The following is a 19,410-nucleotide window of genomic DNA, read 5'->3' on the forward strand; positions in this document are numbered from 1 at the left end:
TGTGGTTGTGGGAAAATAGACTCAAATTAATGGCTATTGTTACACTTGTCTACGATTTCTTACTTTCTTTTCTTAGAAATTGGAGTTGTTTTATTCCATTATTCCTCAAAAAGTGGGCTCATAGAACAGGAAATCGGTACCGAAATGCTTCGATACCGATTTACAGATTAAGAATAGCATCATCCAATGCCCTATTTGCATTGTGGGGTAATATTCAAAATTCGGGATGACTCATGTTTCTGAGTGAGTGGTATTTTAAGTGGCAGTGCTATAGACTGCCGACTTTCTATCTATTCATCGTCAACAAAAACTCTTCATTATTGCGAGTTCCTTTCATTTTATCAAGTAAGAATTCCATCGTTTCCATTGGGTTCATATCTGCCATGAATTTACGCAATAACCATACTTTTTGTAACGAATCTTTATCCATCAATAAATCTTCACGACGTGTACCCGATGCTAAAATATCAATCGCAGGATAAACACGTTTGTTCGATAATTTACGGTCGAGTTGGAGTTCCATATTACCCGTCCCTTTAAATTCTTCAAAGATAACCTCGTCCATTTTAGAGCCAGTATCAATCAAGGCTGTTGCAATAATCGTTAACGAACCTCCATTTTCTACATTACGAGCTGCACCAAAGAAACGTTTTGGTTTGTGAAGTGCATTGGCATCCACACCACCCGAAAGGATTTTCCCTGATGATGGAATAACGGTATTATAAGCACGAGCCAAACGTGTGATTGAGTCGAGCAAGATAACTACATCGTGTCCACACTCAACTAAGCGTTTTGCTTTTTCTAAAACAACTCCCGAAACTTTTACGTGGCGATCGGCGGTTTCATCAAAAGTTGAGGCAATTACTTCGGCACGCACACTGCGTTGCATATCAGTAACCTCTTCAGGGCGTTCGTCAATTAACAAAATAATCAAATAAACCTCTGGATGGTTGCGAGTGATGGCATTGGCAATTTCCTTTAATAAAACAGTTTTACCAGTTTTAGGTTGTGCCACAATCATTCCACGCTGACCTTTTCCGATTGGTGCAAATAAATCAAGCACACGAGTAGAATATACATCAGGGCGACTACTCAATTTGATTTGTTCTTCGGGGAAAAGTGGAGTAAGGTATTCAAACGGAATACGGTCACGAATTTCTTCAGTTGTTTTTCCATTAACCGAAAGCACTCGCAATAAGGCAAAATATTTTTCTCCTTCTTTCGGTGGGCGAATTGCTCCTTTTACGGTATCACCCGTTTTCAAACCAAATAATTTGATTTGCGATGGTGACACATAAATATCATCGGGACTGGCCAAATAATTATAATCAGCCGAACGCAAGAAACCATACCCACCTTCTTGCATGATTTCCAAAACACCTTCGTTTTCGATAATTCCATCAAATTCTTTGATGAGATTATTGAATTGCTTTTTGATGTCTTTGGTATAAGTATCGACGTAGCGTTTGTCTTCTTTCGGCTCTGGAATTTCAGGAATAATCTCGTCAGTCAATCTTGCGAATTCACTCATTTCGGCATCGATTGCAGCCAAATCAAAATCTGCGGGTTCTTCCAAATTCAAGACAGGCTCTTCATCAGCTACTTGCATATCAGAAAAAGTCTCTGGTTGTACAGGCACTGGTTTTTGTTTATCAAATGACTTTTTGTTGTCATTTTTCTTAAAATTTTCTGGTTTGGTCTGAGGTTTTTCAGTAATTGGCTGAACTTCAACCACGGGAGAAGCAACAGCAACAATTGCTGGCTCAGTTGGTTTTTCGTCAGTTTTGGGTAAGCGTTTTCTATTTTTTAATCCTTTGTCTTCTTTAAAGAGAGGTTGCTCGATTGGCAAATTTGCAGTAGAATCAGTGGCCGCACCTTTGGGGGTATTAAAGAGAGAAGCTGAACTTTGGTTCTCTAAAATCTTTTCAACTAATTCGGTTTTAGAGGCTGTTCGGACATCTTTAATGCCTAATTCTATACAAATTTTCCTTAACTCTGATAGAAGTTTAAGATTCAGTTCTTCTGATGTGTACATACGAGAGAATTAACAAGACGTTACAATTGCTAAAGATTAGCGGTTAGATTTTTAAAATAAGATGTATTTCGGAAAAGACACTTCCAAGAATTTTAGCATTTAATCAAATACTCGGAGATTTCTCGAAGAGTTCACTCGATGAAATTACTCGAAAAAAACGAAAACTTTGCTCGGATACAATTGGCTAAATCAAGAATTTTCTTTTGAGAATAGATGAGCCGATTGAAGTGTTTTGCTGGATTTGCATGCAATAATAAAACTTTATTTTTGTATTCACAAGCATTTTATAAAAAATAAAAAAATATTTTCAGGTTATCTCCTTTTACATTTTCAATAATCATCATCAATATTTTTATCGTCGGTGATACCGAATAAAGTAGTAGTTGGGCTGGCCAATTCTACGCCATTTTTGTCCAAAACTTGGTTTATCATATAATTTATTTCTTGTCGAATGCCTTTGCTTTCCCAATAATCAGGTGTTGCTGCAAAAAACACAACCAACAAATTAATTGAATATTCGCCTATAGCATCAAACTTCACGTGTCCTTCGTGGTCTTTGGTTTGTTCATGAATATCTATCAGATGTTGAATTTCATCGACTACTGTTTTAATTTTTACAATCGGAGTATCAAGTTTCAATCTGAGAAAAAACTTGTGTCGGCGGTCTTTGCGTTGTGTCAAATTATTGAGTGTTTGTGAAACCAACATTTGGTTAGGCACAACAATCAGACTACCATCAACGTGACGGATGCGAGTACTACGAAAGCCCACTTTTTCAACTTTCCCGACCATACTTCCCAGCTCAATATCATCGCCAACAATAAAAGGTTGTTCTGTAAATAACGTAAAAGATGCGAAAAGGTTTTCGAGTGTGGCACGTGCCGCCAAAGCTAAGGCAACTCCACCAATACCTAAACCAGTGATTAAACTAATTACATCTTGGCGAAAGACAAAGCCCAAAATCAAGAAAAACGAACAAAAAACTATCAAAGCAATGATAATATCTCGGAAAAATGGCACAAGATGCTCGTCAGTTTTGATATCGTTTTCTTCAGCTTTTTTCAAAAAAACCAACGCAAAGAATTTCACCAATCGAATAATTATCCAAGTAATGGCAATCACAAAAAGCGTATCGAGGAGTTTATCAGCAAATTCGCTTACTCGCATTTTACCAAACGGAATGATTCTCCATTTACGTGGAAACGAAATTTCATCAACAGCAGAGTAAAGTATAAGTAAAGTGAAAATAAACTCAACTGGTCGTTTGAGTAAATCTACGAAGTTGGAAACTGGTACATTTTGGGTTTCTTGCTTGATAAGACGGTAAGCGATTTTACTTACCAAAACCGAAAATATCCTTTTAAAAAGAAATCCTACCAGTAAAATACCCAAAAACCAAAGCCAGTTTTCGACTGGATTATATAAAAAACTCTTGTGCAGAATCTTGTCTAAATTATTCATCTAAAATCTTTCGATATAAGTTGTAAAAAATGAATAGCCAAAGCAATTGGCAAGTACAGTGAACGATCGTGAACTGTGGGCTACTTTTGCTCTTTCATAAACTCAATTACCCGACGCTCAACCCAAGTTTCGTTAGAGTTTGGCATCATAAAACCTACGTGTCCACCAAATTTCAAGAGTTGCAAGCTAACATTTGGGTTATTCTCAGCATCACCTAAATCCAAACATTCGGGAGATAAAAACGGATCATTGATGGCCTGAATAACCAAAGTAGGTACATTTATAGACTTCAAAAAAGGCTTAGCAGCGGCTTTTTGATAAAAATCATGGGCATTCTTGAACCCAAACATTGGAGCGGTGTAACGGCTATCAAACTGCTCGAAATTCTTGATTAGCTCATATCCTTCATAACTAACTAAATTATTATTCGGATGTTGCGTTGACTTCTCTTTAATTTTTACGCCCAATTTCTTGATAAAGCGTTTCATATAGAATCTACGGCCAGGTTTATAAAGTTCATAGACCGAAGTGTATAAATCAAGTGGTACTGAAACTGCTACGCCGTATTTTACTTGCGATGGCAAAAGTTCGGGATTTTGCCCCAAAAGTCGAATAGTCATGCTGCCGCCCATACTAAAACCTATTAAAACCACCTCTTCGTATTTGTAAGTATCGATGGCATAATTGACCACAAAACGAATGTCATCAACATCGCCATGATGATAAAAACGAGGTAAACGATTCATTTCTCCGCTACAACTGCGGCAATTCCAGCCCAAGCCGTCGTAACCATTGTCATTAAATTTCTTGATCATACCCGTTACATAATGACGAGTTGAGTCACCCTCCAAACCATGCGTGACGATTACAAGTTTGTGACCACGTTTTTCTGATGCAAACGACCAATCGAAATCTATGAAATCGCCATCTTGTAGTTCTACTCGCTCTCGTTTATAATTGACAGGAATTTTACGAAAAAGACTTGGGTAAATTGTCTGAATATGGGCATTAAACTGCCATTTTGGGGGCTTATATTCGGTATTTGTTGATAAAACTGGCATTCGTATAATTATAAAATATTATTCAGAAAATTCAAACTGATTAAATCCATTTTCGGCGTTTGAAGAAAAATAGAAAACCTAAAGAAGAAGTAACCATCAATATAACAGCAATCCAAAAACCTAACGGATTATCAGTCGTTGGAATCAATGGATAATTCATTCCGAAAACCCCAGCAATAAGGGTTGGAGGAAGAAAACAAATAGTTACAACCGTGAAAATCTTAATAATTTCGTTTTGTTCAAGGTTAATCAAACCCATAAAAGTATCTTGAAGGTACTCTAAACGTTCGAAATTAAAGGTAGTGTATTCGAGCAAAGAGCTTATATCTTTTAAGACAATTCGCAGGCGTTCTTTACGGTCTTCGGGAAAATACATACTTCTAAGAATTTGCGAAAGTACTCGTTGTTTATCAATAATACTTTCACGAATCATCATTGTATTTTCTTGTAAATTATTGATTCTGAGCAAAGAATCTTGCTTTGGTTTCTTCTCTCGGCTAAGCGTACGGCTGATGTTTTTCACTTCTTTCGACATCGCCTCCAGCAAATCAGCATCTGATTCGATGCGGGTTTCGAGCAGAACTAACAAAATATCAATTCCATCTTTGAAAACCTCTTCACCTATCTTGATTTTTTTTACAGTATCGGCAAATGTTTTTGAATCTCCCTGACGAAAAGTAAACAAGATATTTTCACGAATTAAAAAAGACACTGGGTAAAACGAATAGCCATCATTCTCGGAAAGTAGAAAGTTGGAGTTGGCATTAATGGTATTATTCTGCTCAAAATACCTTGCACTGCTTTCAATCTCAACAATTTCTTGAGGAGTTTGAAAACTGATATTGCACTTGGTTTCTACCCATTCCTCTTCATCGTTGGTGGCCGACTGCAAATCAACCCACATCAAGTTTTTAAGCAAGCCGAGTTCTCTTACGTCTGTTTCTTTTTTTACTTGCTTACCATCTTTATAGAAAATCCTGACCATACGATATACGTTTTAATCGCCTATTCAATCAATTTTGCAATCACTTCTGGAAAGTGAATATGTTCGAGTGCTTGTACTTTTCGAGCCACATCGTCGGGGGTATCAGTCGGAATAACCTCACATTTTTCTTGAAAAATAATTTTCCCTTCATCATAATGCTCATTTACGTAATGAATTGTTATACCAGATTCTTTTTCTCCAGCTTCCACTACGGCCTCATGCACAAAATGCCCCCACATTCCTTTGCCACCGTATTTTGGCAGCAATGCGGGGTGAATATTAATAATTTTATTAGGAAATGCTTTCACTAAGTTTTCGGGAATTAGCCACAGAAAACCAGCCAGAATTACCAAGTCGATTTGTTGTTTTTGTAATAAATCGACAATTTTATCAGTTTTGGAAAACGTTTTTTTATCGAATAAAACTGTCGGAATTCCTAATCTTCGTCCACGCTCAATAACGCCCGCAGTTGGGTTATTTGATAAAAACAATTCAATACTAACTGATTTGTTATCAGCAAAATAAGTAGTAATTCGTTCGGCATTACTTCCCGAACCTGAAGCAAAAATAGCTATACGTGTCATTGGGTCAATGATTGAATGCGTCAATGAGTGAATGAGAGAATGAAAAAAATATTCTATCATTCACTCATTCAAAATTATTTTTCCTGCGAATCACGTCATTTTTTTTCAAAAAGCCAGTTTTAAATTAACAAAAAAGTCTCTGCAAAAAGTTGCAGAGACTTTTTTGTTGGTTGTGTTTAATTACCAAAAATGTAATTAAGAATTCACCATTAATCATTTACCATTGAAATTAGGCTTTCCCTTTATAGAGCTCATCTTGCCATTTTTTCAACTCATCCCATTTGCCATCACGAGCCAAAGCAGCTTGATCTGCCCAAGTAGCTGGATTATGGATTTGGAAGCGAGGTCCAGCGGCATCAAGAATAGCTTTCATTCTTTCTACCGATGTTTCAGCCAACTCGGCAAAAGTATAAATACCCGCATTATTGAATAATTCTTCGATTTTAGGGCCGATACCTTCAACAATTTTCAAATCATCTTTTTTGGTTGGTACAGCAGCGGCCGCAACTCCCGCTAAACCTAAAGCACCAGCAGCAATACCAGCCCCACCAATTCCAGCCGAAACACTTCCACCTGCATCAACATTTACACTTGTTGATACTTTTGATTTTCGGCAAGCATCAAGTTCGCCTTCCAAGAAATTGATTCTATCTTGCAATTCGGCTGAATGGTTTTTCCATCGGTTAATTTCACGGTTTAGCCACCACCAAAGTAATAAAAGTGGCAATAAACATCCAAGAAAAACTCCCCAAGGAAAATCAGTTAACCAACATTTCATATATTGAAAAAAGTCCATATTTGTATTTTTTTAAAGTTATAAAATTTCTTAAACTAATGATTTTGAATCGTTTGCAACATAGGTAGATCGAAACTCCTATGGAAAATCATCAACTTTTGGCTTTCGTACTACTTCAGTCTGATCGTACTACGACGATTCTTGGCTTTACCTTCAGGAGTGTCATTTGAAGCAATTGGTTCTTTTTCACCTTTACCCTCGGTTGTCAGCTGCGTTGCTTTAAAACCCTCTTTCAATAAGAAGGATTTAGTTTGTTTCGCACGGTTTTCTGAAAGTCGCTGATTTAATTCATCAGATCCATCGCCATCAGCATGACCAGTTATTAAGAGTACTTTATCAGGGTATTTCTCAAAATACTTTTTAGCTGTCTCGATGAAAGCTTTAACTTCGGCAGTTTTCTCAATGCCCGATTGATTGACTTTAAAATAAACATCTAATGGAGTAAACAAGATTTGTTCTTCTGGAGTAGCAGCTACTTTAACCGTATCTACTTTCACAGAATCTGTCAGTTTGGTTGAGTCAATCATTGGCGTGGCTGCTATTACCATTGATGTCGTATCGGTAACGATTGGCTCGCCCGAACACAAGGGTTTACGGTTACAGTTCCACCAACCAGTGTACAACAAAGACCAAAGCAGAATCAGAAGGGGTAATAGAAATCTGTTCATTGTTTGATTTGTTTGGGGTTTAGGGAAAAAAACTTTTTACTCGATTTACGAATGGAAAAGTAATAAAAAGTAACTAAAAAACAACTTTTTTTTCGATTTACTATGGTATTTCTAACAAAAACTTAATATTTCTAAATTTAGATTCCGAATTTCACCTAAAAAGGACTAAATTTGGCGAACATAACCAAAGAAAACACACCTATTTTTATTGATGGACTCAATCAAGATTTTTGCCCCTGCTACCGTTGCCAATGTTGCCTGTGGATTTGATATTTTCGGCTTTGCCGTTGATGCACCAGGCGATGAAGTCATTGTTCGTAAACGCTCTGATAGTCAAATCATTATCACCAATATTACTGGCGAAGAAGGAAAACTTACCTACGATGTTTCTAAAAATGCAGTAACGGTTCCGATTATCAAATACCTCGAACAAACGGGCAGTACGCAAGGTCTGGAGATTGAATTACACAAGCAAATGCCTCTTGGAAGTGGCCTTGGAAGTAGTTCGGCAAGTTCAGTGGCTGGTGTTTTTGCGGTAAATGAATTACTTGGTAAACCACTTTCTGCCAAAGAATTATTACCATTTTCGATGGAGGGTGAGCGTATCGCTTGTGGTTCAGCTCACGCTGATAATGTTGCCCCTGCCCTACTGGGTGGTTTTGTGGTTGTACGAAGCTATCAACCACTTGATGTATTCAAAGTACCTACACCTGATGAACTATACGTAACTATCGTTCATCCTGATATTGAAGTAAATACAAAAGATGCACGTCATATTTTAAGAAATGAGGTTTCAATGAAAAATACGATTGCCCAAATGGGGAATGTGGCTGGTATGATTGCAGGTTTAATGCAAGCCGATTATAAACTTATTGCAAATTCGATGGTTGATTTTATTATTGAGCCTGTTCGGGCAATATTGATTCCCGAATTTTGGGAAGTGAAAAATGCAGCTTTAGAAACAGGTGCGTTGGGTTGTAGTATCTCGGGAGCTGGCCCTTCGATTTTTGCATTCAGCCAAGGACGTGATACAGCTGAAAAAGTGGCAATCGCTATGAAAAATAGCTTTGAAAAGGTTGGGATTTATGCAAATGCGTACGTTTCAGGCATTAATCAAGATGGGCCGAAGGTTATTGGGTAATTGGTTGATTGGTTACTTAGGTGATTCTAAACAATAATATTTTCTAAGAAGCGAATTCGTCATCAATTTACCAGTTTCCAAGTTTACTAATGACCATTAAACAAGTAACCAGTACACAAATTCTCCAGTAACAAATAACTTTAAAAAATGAAAAGAATAGCCCTTATTACAGGTGCAACATCAGGAATTGGAAAAGCGACGGCAGAGGCTTTTGCCAATGCAGGAATTGATCTGATTTTATGTGGTCGTCGTCGTGAAGTTTTAGATGAATTGAAGGAATATTTTTCAAAAAAGGTGCAAGTCACAACACTCGCATTTGATGTTCGTAATCAGGCAGATGTTGCAAGTGCCATTGAATCTTTACCCGAAGAGTGGAAAAATATTGATATTTTGGTCAATAATGCAGGAAATGCCCACGGACTTGAACCAATTCAAGATGGCAACATTGCAGACTGGGATGCCATGATTGATGGAAATGTAAAAGGACTTTTGTATGTATCAAAAGCAGTAATGCCAATAATGATAGCACGTGAAAAAGGGCATATCATCAATTTAAGTTCAGTTGCGGGAAAATATACTTACCCAAACGGAGCCGTTTACTGTGCTTCAAAATCAGCAGTTGAGGCAATCAGTGAAGGAATGCGTCATGATTTGACAAAATATGGCATAAAAATAACAAATATCGCCCCTGGTGCGGTTGAAACTGACTTTTCGTTGGTACGATTTAAAGGTGATGTAGAGCGTGCCAAGAAAGTTTATGAAGGCTTCGAACCAATTCAAGCCGAAGATGTAGCCGATGCAATTTTGTACGCCATCAACACGCCCGACCGTGTAACGATTGCCGATATTGTGCTTTACGCAAAAGCTCAAGCTGCCCCAACTATGATTCATAGAAAATAATTAAAAAATTTACGATTTACGAATGACGATTTACGAATGTCACTTTTCTTATTGACCGACTAATATTCGTCACTCGTAATTCGTCACTCGTAATTCGTAAATCGCTTTGGAAAATCTACTTCAACGTGTAAAAGAAATTGATATTCGGCAAGTTGCTCGTGACTTAGGCTTTGAGATTGTTCAAAGCCGACGCATGAATTGTCCATTTCACGTGGAAGACTCACCTTCTTTAGTTTTTTATCCTCCACCACAAAACGAATTTCATTGTTTTGGCTGTGGCAAACACGGTGATGTGATCAATCTCTATGCCGATGCTTGTCAGATTGATTTCAAAACTGCTCTTGAAGAACTTGCTACCCGTTATATTGCTGCTTATGATGGTGTTCGTCATAAAACCGTCCGAAAGATAGATATTAAAAGCGTTTACACAAATAAGCCTATTCTTGAAAAACAGTTTGAATTCAAGCCAATTTACAGCGAAATCTACGAACGTTTTCAGCAATTTTGCATCACTCAAACAGCCACAGATTCTGCTCGAAAAGCGGCCGAATATTTACGTGGTCGAGGAATTGATGATTGGACAATCAGACATTTCAAACTTTTTGTGATAAAAAACTACGTAGTTGTCAATGATTTTCTGAAATCAAATTATGCAATCGAAGATTTAAAAGGCTGTGGCTTGATGAATGATAAAGGCAATTTAGTTTTCTTCGTTCATCCGATTGTAATTCCTTATTACCAAGACGGGCGAATTGTTTATTTACAAGGTCGAACGATTGGAAATCCACCTGATGGAGCAAGCAAATATCAATTTCTTTCGGGCGTTCCTCGTAGTATTTTTAACCTTGATTCTATCAAAAAACTTCGTCCAAACTCCGAAGTCTATCTCACCGAAGGAGCATTCGATTGCATGACTTTAGTAAAAAATGGTATGATGGCAGTAAGTTTGGGAAGTGCCAAGATTTTCAAGAAAGAATGGATGAAATATTTTAAAAAATATAAAGTTCTGATAAGTTTTGATAATGATACCGCTGGAATTAATGGTGCCAATGCCCTCATTGAAGATTTTCTGATGGCAGGTATTTTGGCCGAAAAACGAGACTGGAACAAAGGTTTTAAGGATATTAATGAATATTTTGGTAAAACAATGTAATAGATTTTTCTGCCGAACAATTTAGAAAATTGTTCTACATCATTTGTTTTTTAACAAATCACACCGCATCTTTGCATCATCAATTCAATTATCCTACTCAAGTAGCTGATTGATTGATTTATATAGACGAGGGGAGAGAATAGGCTCTACGAACCTCGGGCAACCTGTCCCGCTTCAAGCGATAAGGTGCCAATACCTACCGAAATGGCGAAACAATTCGGACTTATAAACCAATCATACGAGAATCGTTTTCAAATTGGTTTTATTTCTTGTGTGGCAAATCACAATGGTTTTGCTATACTCAAGTTTCGCTACAAAATTCACTTTTTAATTAAAATTTAAAACAACAAAACCAATGTCAGAACTACGCTTCGAAACGCTTCAGCTACACGCTGGACAGGAAATTGACCCAGTAACACAGTCTCGTGCTGTGCCTATTTATCAAACTACCGCCTATCAGTTTAAAGATTCTGCTCACGGTGCAAATCTTTTTGCTTTGAAAGAGTTTGGCAACATCTATACCCGAATCATGAACCCAACCAATGATGTTTTTGAAAAACGCATTGCGGCTCTTGAAGGTGGTGTGGCAGCTCTTACGGTTTCATCGGGACACGCCGCTCAATTTATTGCCATTAATAATGTAACAACTGTTGGAGATAATTTCGTTACGACTTCTTTTCTTTATGGTGGCTCATACAATCAATTTAAGAATTCGTTCAAAAACATTGGCGTTGAAGCTCGTTTTGCCGAAGGAAACAATGTAGAAAGTTTTGAAAAATTGATTGACGAAAAAACAAAATTAATTTATGTAGAAACCATCGGAAACCCAGGCTTACACGTGCCTGATTTTGAAGCATTGGTTGCTTTAGCAAAAAAACATGATCTACCTCTTTTTGTAGATAATACATTTGGTGCAGGTGGAGCAATTTGCCAACCTCTCAAACACGGTGCAAACGTTGTGGTAGAATCTGCTACGAAATGGATTGGCGGGCATGGTACAACAATGGGCGGTGTAATTGTTGACGCAGGTACTTTCAATTGGGGAAATGGCAAATATCCGCAGTTTACTGAGCCATCACCGAGTTATCATGGTTTAGTTTTGAATGATGTTTTTGGTATTGGTGGCCCTTTTGGTAATATCCAATATATTATTCGTTGTCGTGTTGAAGGACTGAGAGATTGGGGTGCTTGCCAGTCGCCATTCAATTCATTCTTATTGCTTCAAGGTCTTGAAACGCTTACTTTAAGAGTTGAACGCACTTGCGAAAACACGGCAGCTTTGGCACAATGGTTATCCGAGCATCCAGAAGTAGAGTCGGTAAATTACCCTGGACTTGCTAATCATCCAACACATGAGCTGGCAAAAAAATATTTACAGCGTGGCTTTGGCGGTGTACTTTCATTTAAGCTAAAAGGTGGGCGTGAAAGAGCTGAGAAATTTGTGAATAGCCTAAAACTCATTTCACATTTAGCAAACGTAGGTGATGCAAAAACTTTGATAATTCACCCAGCATCAACAACGCACTCGCAATTATCGGAAAGTGAGCAGCTTTCGGCAGGTGTTGACCCTAATTTATTGAGAATTTCGTGTGGTTACGAACATATCGAAGATATTAAAGCCGATATTACACAGGCTTTAGCATAATTTTTCAAGGTCGAAGGTTGGCTCGAATGAGTTTTACCTTCGACCTTGTTTTATTAAACTAAAATTTATGTCAAGCAAAGTCATTCATTTCAAAGAAATTATCAAGAAAATGCCACCGAATCCTGCGGGTTCGTGGAATTATATTGATTTTCCTGAAAATGTCCATGAGGTATTTGGCAAAAAAGGATTCGTGAAAGTTAAAGGTTACATCAATAATAAAGCGTTTAAAAGTAACCTTTTTCCAAAAGGCAATGGTTTTCATGCCATGACCTTGCCGCTTAAATTACAAAAAGAATTGGGTGTAAAATTGCACGAAGAAATTTCGGTTTCAATTGAAGAAGATTTTGAAGAAAGGATAATTCCGATGCCAGTCGAATTACAGGAAGCAATAGACTTTGATGAAGAATTTGCCGCTTTGTATCAACAACTTTCTGCATCGAAACAAAAAGATTATCGGTTATGGATTGGCAGTGCCAAACAAACCGAAACCCGAATAAAAAGAGTAGTAGAATTAGCCGAACGACTGAGAAAACAATAAAAATAGAAATCAACAAAATTACAAGAAAAATCACCAAATAAGTACCGCTTAGCATTAATGGAAAATAAGACATTTCATCACGACGAACCATTTAAACTTGAATCGGGGGCATGGCTTCCCGAATTTGATTTAGCCTATACCACTTACGGAGCTCTCAACGCAGCCAAAGATAATGTGGTGTGGGTGTGTCATGCTTTCACAGGAAACGCCAATCCATCCGATTGGTGGAATGGTATGATTGGCGAAAAACGTCTATATAATCCTGCCGAACATTTTATCGTTTGTGCTAACATTTTGGGTTCTCATTATGGTTCTACGAATGCACTAAGTAAAAACCCGATTTCGGGTGAGCCTTATTTCCATGATTTTCCTTTTATCAGCATTCGTGATGTAGTTCGGGCAATTGATTTATTACGCATTAATTTAGGTATTGAAAAAATAAATACTTTACTCGGTGGCTCGCTGGGTGGCCAACAAGCACTCGAATGGGCAATTTTACAGCCCGACTTGATTGAAAACTTGATTCTTTTCTCGACAAATGCTATTCATTCGCCGTGGGGAATTGCCTTTAATGAATCGCAAAGGATGGCGATTGCGGCCGACCCCACTTGGATAGAGCGTCACCCTAAAGCGGGCATGAACGGTATGAAAGTAGCTCGTTCGATTGCTCTTTTATCTTACCGAAATTATGCTACTTATGGCCGCACACAATCTCGTGATGAAGGTCAAGTTGATTTTTTCAGAGCAAACACTTACCAAAATTATCAGGGCGAAAAACTCGGCAAACGCTTCAATGCGTTTTCTTATTGGACACTCTCGAAGATGTTCGACTCGCATGATGTGGGGCGTGGGCGTGGTAAAGTAGAAGATGCTCTCAAACTTATCAAATCCAAAACTTTGGTGATTGGCATTACTTCTGATGTGCTATTTCCACCCGAAGAACAAGAGTTTATTTCAAAACATATTCCAAACGCAAAATATGCTCTCATTGACTCAATGTATGGTCACGATGGCTTTTTAATTGAATTTGAAGCGATGACTGAGACGATTAAGGGGTGGTTGTAAGAAAAAATAAACTTATAAGTTGATTTTATGAAAATTACTGCTATCTTTGCTGTTAAAGAATTTACTCTTTATTCGGTTGCTTATGATAATCAAGAGATGGAATTTAGTCGATTATTCAATCTTTGGATAAATGATTTTGAGTACTTATTTACTTTCTTTGAAGAAAATAGTAGTGATTTGAATAGCAACTTCTACGGAGCAATAAGTATCGAAGATGCGGTTAGAAGAACTCGAAAACAAGCTATCGACTTTCGCAGAAAATTTTATCAATTGATTGAAAAACACCAAAACTCAGAGTTAAAATTACAGGCAATTTTTAGACCATTACACAATTCTGACTATCAGCTAAAAGAGCTTTTGAGAGAAAAATCGAAAGTAGAGTGGCTTAGGATTTATGCGATAAGGATTAGTGAAAATACTTATGTTGTCTCGGGCGGAAGTATTAAACTCACTCAAACAATGAACACTCGACCACACTTGCAATTAGAACTTAAAAAACTGGAGATGACCAGACAGTTTTTAGTCGAAAATGGGCTTACTGATGAATCAATCTGACTATGGTTTTATAGAATTTAAAGAAGATTGACTATGAAAAATGAAACCCTTATTAACAAACTCGATCAGATTGCCCAAACAGACAATTCTTGGAAAAATGATGCTGTTTTTTATGAAGAAAATAAAGATTGGCTTGAATTATCGGCAGATATTGCTATCAGAATCTTGAGTACTCTCAGAGCAAACAAAACAAATGGTAAATACCCAAATTCTCAAAAGCAGCTCGCAGCATTGATGGGTATAAGTTCGCAACAAATCAATAAAATATTGAAAGGAAATGAAAATCTAACACTCAGAACAATCAATAAAATTGAAAAAACACTCGGTATTCGATTAATTGAATTAAAGCATAATGAAGCATTGGTCTGCGTGTAAGTTGCATGTATGGATTCATTTTAACGAAAAAATTAAAAACTACCCTCCCAACTCCTCAAACAACTTCACAGTCTGCATGGCTTCTTTCACATCGTGTACACGTAAAATTTTTGCTCCTTGCATGAGAGCATACATATTAAGTGCAGTTGTGCCATTAAGTGCTTCATTGGCGGTTATATTGAGCGTTCGCCAAATCATTGATTTTCTTGAAATGCCTACCAAAAGTGGTAAATCCATCACTTTAAAGGCTTCCAAATTTCGCATCATTTCAAAACCTTGTTTGGCATTTTTGGCGAATCCAAAACCTGGGTCAATGATAATATCTTTCACTCCCAAAGCTCTAAGTTCAGCTACTTTTTCTTGTAATTCGGTGATTACATCCAATGTAAGGTTCTGATAATCATTGAGGTTATTCATCGTTTGTGGATTGCCTCGGCTATGCATCAATATATATGGTACTTGCAATTCGGCTACAGCCTGAAACATTTCTTCATCCAGATTTCCCCCTGCAATATCGTTGATGATTGTTGCCCCAACTTTCACGGCTTCACGAGCAACTTTACTTCTGAAAGTATCAATCGAAATGGCTACTTTATCACCGAAATTTTGAGCAATTACTTCAATAACAGGCGATACTCGGTCTATTTCTTCAGCTACACTCACATCATCGGCATCTGGGCGAGTCGAATAGCCTCCAATGTCAATAAATACTGCTCCATCGGTAATCATTTTGCCAACTTGGTCTATAATTTGATTGCTATTTGGAGTATATCTACTCCCAGAAAAAAAAGAATCGGGCGTAATATTCAGAATTCCCATTATCGAAGGTTTCGACAAATCAATGAGTTTTTGGCCAATTACAGGCTCGTTGTGGGTGTATTTATGATTGATACTTATAAATGTCATTTGCTTATAGAGCCGAAGTTTTATAGTTTTGCAAGTATAAAGGCATTTCTGCCTTTTATCTCCATTTTACTGATTTTAGCATCAAAGATAATTCAATCTAACGAACTTGATTAATTTTTTCTAAATTGAATACCGAACCCATAGCCAGTAGGCAATTACATATAACAATGAACCAAACAGAAATCGAATACCGCCAAGTCATTAAGATTTGTCAAGACCTTTTCGAGAAGAAAAACAAAGATTATGGCACTTCTTGGCGTATTTTACGCTTACCGAGCATCACTGACCAAATTTTTATCAAAGCCCAACGCATCCGCACGATTCAAGATAATGGTTTTAGTCGTGTCGATGAAGGCGAAGTCCCCGAGTTTATCGGTATTATCAATTATTGTGTAATGGCTCTCATCCAAGCAGATTTGGTAAAAAGTACCGAACTCGAAATTCCGTTTGAACAGCTCCAAGCCATGTACAATAAGCAAGTTGCCGAAGTTATGGAGTTACTTTTCAATAAAAACCACGATTATGGCGAGGCGTGGCGAGATATGCGTGTGAGTTCGATGACCGATATTATTTTGATGAAACTCTTCAGAATAAAGCAAATCGAAGATAATCAAGGAAAAACGTTGGTTTCAGAAGGCATCAAGGCTGGCTATCAAGACATTATTAATTACGCTGTTTTTTGCATGATAAAATTGGGTCAAGCTCAAGGACAGCAGTAAAGGGGATTTACGAATTTTAGAAGGACGAATGACGAATTGTTTCTCGATTTATAATCCCTATAGTCGTAAATTTTACTTATTTTAACATACCATTAACTTTTCAGAATGAAAATGCGTATTATTTTTGATATTCTATCATTGACTCATTCTATCATTCAAAATTAGATTTATGAAACTATTTTCACAAATTGCCCGCATCATAGTTGGTGTAATATTTACTTTTTCGGGCTTCGTAAAAGTTGTTGACCCTGTGGGAACAGGCATCAAACTCGAAGAATATTTCGAGGTTTTTGCCCAAGATTTGCCTTCATTGCAAGGTTTATTTATGTTTTTTGCCCACAATTCATTGGCATTATCATTGATTTTCTGTGCATTAGAAGTGATTTTGGGGGTGGCTACACTCCTATCCTACCGCATGAAAATTACTTCGTGGTTATTGTTGATTATCATCGTTTTCTTTACATTTCTAACTTTCTATTCGGCATATTTCAATAAAGTAACCGACTGCGGATGTTTTGGCGATTTCTTAAAACTCAAACCTTGGACATCGTTCAACAAAGATATTTTCTTGACGGTCTTTATTTTGGTAATATTTATTTTCAGAAATAAATACACAAACTCGAATCAAAACATCGTGATGGCCATCGTAACAGCCATTTCGTTTGGAATTGGTATTTATGCTATTCGCTACCTTCCTCCAATTGATTTTTTGCCGTACGCCATCGGAAAAAGTATTCCTGAGCAAATGAAACCAACGGGCGTAAAACCCATCATGGAATTTACGTTTTTGAATAAGAAAACCAACGAAGAAATAGTAGCAAAAGAGTTTTTGATGGATACGCTTACTTACAAATACGTATCAATGGTAACGCTGAATGAAGATAAATTGAAGCCAAAAATTACTGATTATTCGATTGCAGACCAACAAGGAAACAATTATACCGATTCGACTTTCGCTGGAAATAAGTTATTGGTGATTTTTAAAGACGTAAAAAATACTGATACCGAACAAGTGAACGAATTGAAATCTTTGATAAAAGCTTCCGAAGCAAAAGGAATTAATGCGATGATTTTAACGTCAGTGATTCAAACTGATTATCAGAAGTTTAGCGAGGAAAATGGTATTTCAACACCATATTTCTCAGCTGATGCAACAGTATTAAAAACAATGGCACGAACAAATCCGTGTGTGATTTTGTTACAAAATGGTGTAGTAAAAGGTAAATGGGGCAATCATAGTATTCCGAAAATTGAAAGTTTAGCCGAAAATTTAAAATAAGATAGAAGAACCAAAGCAAGAATGACCACGAATATTTTTTTAATAGGAATGCCTTCGTCGGGCAAAAGTACACTTGGCCGACAAATTGCAAAAAGTCTTGGCTATGAATTTATAGATTTAGATTTGAGAATTGAGATTGCAGAAGGCAAAAAAATTGCAGAAATATTTAGCTTAAATGGCGAAGAATATTTCAGAAAAGTAGAAAACCAACAACTAAAGAAAATACAAAAAGATAGCAAAATGGTGGTAGCCACTGGCGGAGGAACGCCATGCTTCCACGATGGACTTGAGTATATCAAAGAAAACGGTATCAGTATTTTTTTAGATGTAAAACCTGCGATGTTGGTTGAAAGAATGAAAGTTTCTAAGAAAAACGAACGCCCCTTATTTGATTTGGAAAGTAAATCACTTTTAGATACTATCTCAGAAAAGTACAATGAACGCCTGCCGATTTATCAGAAAGCCGATATTACAGTTGAGGGCGACACCGATCCTGATAGCATCCTTTGGATAATTGATGCAGAATTTTCAAGAAAAAAATAATCGTGTGGATTGAAAAGGTTCGCCGTTGCGATTCCAGTTCGTAATCACAACAAAACAAAGAAGCCTTTGCTAAAAATAGCAAAGGCTTCTTTATATGAGCTAATTTTATTTCGTAACTATTTCTGTCTCTGTCTAACAGCTTCGTATAAAATAACGCCCGTTGCAACCGATACATTCAAGGAGCCAATTTTCCCAACCATCGGAATTTTGGTGGCGTAATCAGCTTGTTCGAGCAAATTATCTGAGATTCCATCTTCTTCCGAACCCATCAGAATGGCAGTTGGTAACGAGAAATCAATGTCGTACAATTCGGCAGTTGCTTTTTCGGTACAAGCTACCACTTGAATACCTGATTGCTGTAATTCACTAATTACTTGCGATAAGCTATTTTCACGACAAACGGGCAAGTGAGTCAATGCACCTGAAGAAGTTTTCATGGCATCGGCATTGATTTGAGCAGCTCCACGAGCTGGCACAACGATTCCATTTACACCTGCACATTCAGCAGTACGAGAAATTGCTCCGAAATTTCTTACATCGGTGATTCGGTCGAGAACCAAAATCAAAGGCACATCGCCACGCTCGAAAGTATCAGCCACCACATTCGACATCTTGGCATAATTTACCGCCGAGACAAACGCAATGATGCCTTGATGCACTTTCATTGTTACACGATTGAGTTTTTCGAGTGGAACTCGCTGTACAGGTATTCCTCTTTCAAAAGCCAATTTTTCTACTTCACCATGCCCAAATTCTCTTTGGAGCAATATTTTTTCTATTTCTTTGGTGCTTTTGAGCGTTTCCAAAACAGACTGAACGCCAAAAACAATATCTGGCTTCGAGGGTTTCTCAAAGCCAGCGGGTGTTGGTTTTGCAAAATATTTTTTCTTAAATCCAGTTTTATTATCGCCTTCGGGCTTACGATAACCGCCTTCTGAACTGCGGCCTAATCCACTACGTTTCCTGTTCTCCATGCTTCTACAAACGGAAACCAATATGCC

At 37.4% G+C, this 19,410-nt stretch carries 20 protein-coding genes, 1 pseudogene and 1 riboswitch; of the genes and pseudogenes, 12 read left to right on the forward strand and 9 right to left on the reverse strand.

What is annotated here, in order from left to right:
- Positions 1-230: pseudogene (locus A6M55_RS17535) on the forward strand (hypothetical protein); the annotation flags it as partial.
- 56 nt (positions 231-286) lie between these two features.
- Here the strand turns inward: A6M55_RS17535 and rho are convergent.
- The 7 genes from rho to A6M55_RS03870 form a co-directional block, all read right to left on the reverse strand.
- Positions 287-2,035, reverse strand: coding sequence for a transcription termination factor Rho (gene rho, locus A6M55_RS03840; protein ID WP_064196555.1), 1,749 nt, complete (start codon positions 2,033-2,035; stop codon positions 287-289).
- Positions 2,036-2,365: 330 nt separating this feature from the next.
- Entirely contained in the window at positions 2,366-3,496 is a 1,131-nt protein-coding gene (locus A6M55_RS03845) for a mechanosensitive ion channel family protein (protein ID WP_064196556.1), read from the reverse strand.
- A gap of 80 nt (positions 3,497-3,576) precedes the next feature.
- Positions 3,577-4,557, reverse strand: a complete 981-nt coding sequence (locus A6M55_RS03850; protein WP_064196557.1) for a YheT family hydrolase — start codon at positions 4,555-4,557, stop codon at positions 3,577-3,579.
- A gap of 40 nt (positions 4,558-4,597) precedes the next feature.
- Positions 4,598-5,542 carry a magnesium/cobalt transporter CorA gene (gene corA, locus A6M55_RS03855; RefSeq protein ID WP_064196558.1) on the reverse strand — a complete coding sequence of 315 codons (945 nt, stop codon included), beginning with the start codon at positions 5,540-5,542 and terminating at the stop codon, positions 4,598-4,600.
- A 20-nt stretch (positions 5,543-5,562) separates the two neighbouring features.
- Positions 5,563-6,126 (reverse strand): phosphoribosylglycinamide formyltransferase, encoded by a 564-nt coding sequence (gene purN / locus A6M55_RS03860; RefSeq protein ID WP_064196574.1) that lies wholly within the window; start codon positions 6,124-6,126, stop codon positions 5,563-5,565.
- Between the two features lie 229 nt (positions 6,127-6,355).
- Complete coding sequence (locus A6M55_RS03865) at positions 6,356-6,904, reverse strand: hypothetical protein (protein ID WP_156510977.1); 549 nt, start codon at positions 6,902-6,904, stop codon at positions 6,356-6,358.
- Between the two features lie 128 nt (positions 6,905-7,032).
- Positions 7,033-7,590: an OmpA family protein gene (locus tag A6M55_RS03870; protein WP_082892916.1), complete on the reverse strand. Its 558-nt coding sequence runs from the start codon at positions 7,588-7,590 to the stop codon at positions 7,033-7,035.
- Between the two features lie 211 nt (positions 7,591-7,801).
- Here A6M55_RS03870 and A6M55_RS03875 point away from each other — a divergent pair, with 211 nt between their 5' ends.
- From A6M55_RS03875 to A6M55_RS03910, 8 genes are all read left to right on the forward strand, one after another.
- Positions 7,802-8,731 carry a homoserine kinase gene (locus tag A6M55_RS03875; RefSeq protein ID WP_064196561.1) on the forward strand — a complete coding sequence of 310 codons (930 nt, stop codon included), beginning with the start codon at positions 7,802-7,804 and terminating at the stop codon, positions 8,729-8,731.
- A gap of 147 nt (positions 8,732-8,878) precedes the next feature.
- A complete protein-coding gene (locus A6M55_RS03880) occupies positions 8,879-9,631 on the forward strand; it encodes an SDR family NAD(P)-dependent oxidoreductase (protein WP_064196562.1) in 753 nt (250 codons plus the stop codon).
- A 106-nt stretch (positions 9,632-9,737) separates the two neighbouring features.
- A complete protein-coding gene (locus tag A6M55_RS03885; RefSeq protein ID WP_064196563.1) occupies positions 9,738-10,784 on the forward strand; it encodes a CHC2 zinc finger domain-containing protein in 1,047 nt (348 codons plus the stop codon).
- A gap of 115 nt (positions 10,785-10,899) precedes the next feature.
- Positions 10,900-11,016: riboswitch (SAM riboswitch) on the forward strand.
- 123 nt (positions 11,017-11,139) lie between these two features.
- A complete protein-coding gene (locus A6M55_RS03890) occupies positions 11,140-12,429 on the forward strand; it encodes an O-acetylhomoserine aminocarboxypropyltransferase/cysteine synthase family protein (RefSeq protein ID WP_064196564.1) in 1,290 nt (429 codons plus the stop codon).
- A 67-nt stretch (positions 12,430-12,496) separates the two neighbouring features.
- A complete protein-coding gene (locus A6M55_RS03895; RefSeq protein WP_064196565.1) occupies positions 12,497-12,967 on the forward strand; it encodes a YdeI/OmpD-associated family protein in 471 nt (156 codons plus the stop codon).
- Positions 12,968-13,024: 57 nt separating this feature from the next.
- Positions 13,025-14,032, forward strand: coding sequence for a homoserine O-acetyltransferase (gene metX / locus A6M55_RS03900; protein ID WP_064196566.1), 1,008 nt, complete (start codon positions 13,025-13,027; stop codon positions 14,030-14,032).
- 27 nt (positions 14,033-14,059) lie between these two features.
- Positions 14,060-14,587 (forward strand): hypothetical protein, encoded by a 528-nt coding sequence (locus A6M55_RS03905; protein ID WP_064196567.1) that lies wholly within the window; start codon positions 14,060-14,062, stop codon positions 14,585-14,587.
- Between the two features lie 33 nt (positions 14,588-14,620).
- On the forward strand, positions 14,621-14,962 hold the full coding sequence (locus A6M55_RS03910) for a helix-turn-helix transcriptional regulator (RefSeq protein WP_064196568.1): 342 nt from the start codon (positions 14,621-14,623) through the stop codon (positions 14,960-14,962).
- Between the two features lie 39 nt (positions 14,963-15,001).
- On the opposite strand, the gene folP is transcribed toward A6M55_RS03910, so the two are convergent.
- Positions 15,002-15,868: a dihydropteroate synthase gene (folP, locus tag A6M55_RS03915; RefSeq protein WP_064196569.1), complete on the reverse strand. Its 867-nt coding sequence runs from the start codon at positions 15,866-15,868 to the stop codon at positions 15,002-15,004.
- Positions 15,869-16,035: 167 nt separating this feature from the next.
- On the opposite strand from folP, the gene A6M55_RS03920 reads away from it, so the two are divergent.
- The 3 genes from A6M55_RS03920 to A6M55_RS03930 all read left to right on the forward strand — a co-directional run bounded on the left by A6M55_RS03920 (position 16,036) and on the right by A6M55_RS03930 (position 18,409).
- The gene (locus A6M55_RS03920) at positions 16,036-16,587 is read left to right on the forward strand and encodes a DUF1599 domain-containing protein (RefSeq protein WP_156510978.1); all 552 of its coding nucleotides are present in this window, start codon (positions 16,036-16,038) and stop codon (positions 16,585-16,587) included.
- Positions 16,588-16,756: 169 nt separating this feature from the next.
- Complete coding sequence (locus A6M55_RS03925; RefSeq protein ID WP_064196571.1) at positions 16,757-17,866, forward strand: BT_3928 family protein; 1,110 nt, start codon at positions 16,757-16,759, stop codon at positions 17,864-17,866.
- A 21-nt stretch (positions 17,867-17,887) separates the two neighbouring features.
- The gene (locus A6M55_RS03930; protein WP_064196572.1) at positions 17,888-18,409 is read left to right on the forward strand and encodes a shikimate kinase; all 522 of its coding nucleotides are present in this window, start codon (positions 17,888-17,890) and stop codon (positions 18,407-18,409) included.
- 116 nt (positions 18,410-18,525) lie between these two features.
- On the opposite strand, the gene rlmB is transcribed toward A6M55_RS03930, so the two are convergent.
- The gene (gene rlmB / locus A6M55_RS03935; RefSeq protein WP_064196573.1) at positions 18,526-19,383 is read right to left on the reverse strand and encodes a 23S rRNA (guanosine(2251)-2'-O)-methyltransferase RlmB; all 858 of its coding nucleotides are present in this window, start codon (positions 19,381-19,383) and stop codon (positions 18,526-18,528) included.
- Between the last annotated feature and the right edge of the window lie 27 nt (positions 19,384-19,410).

It is taken from the genome of Emticicia sp. MM, from assembly GCF_001649495.1.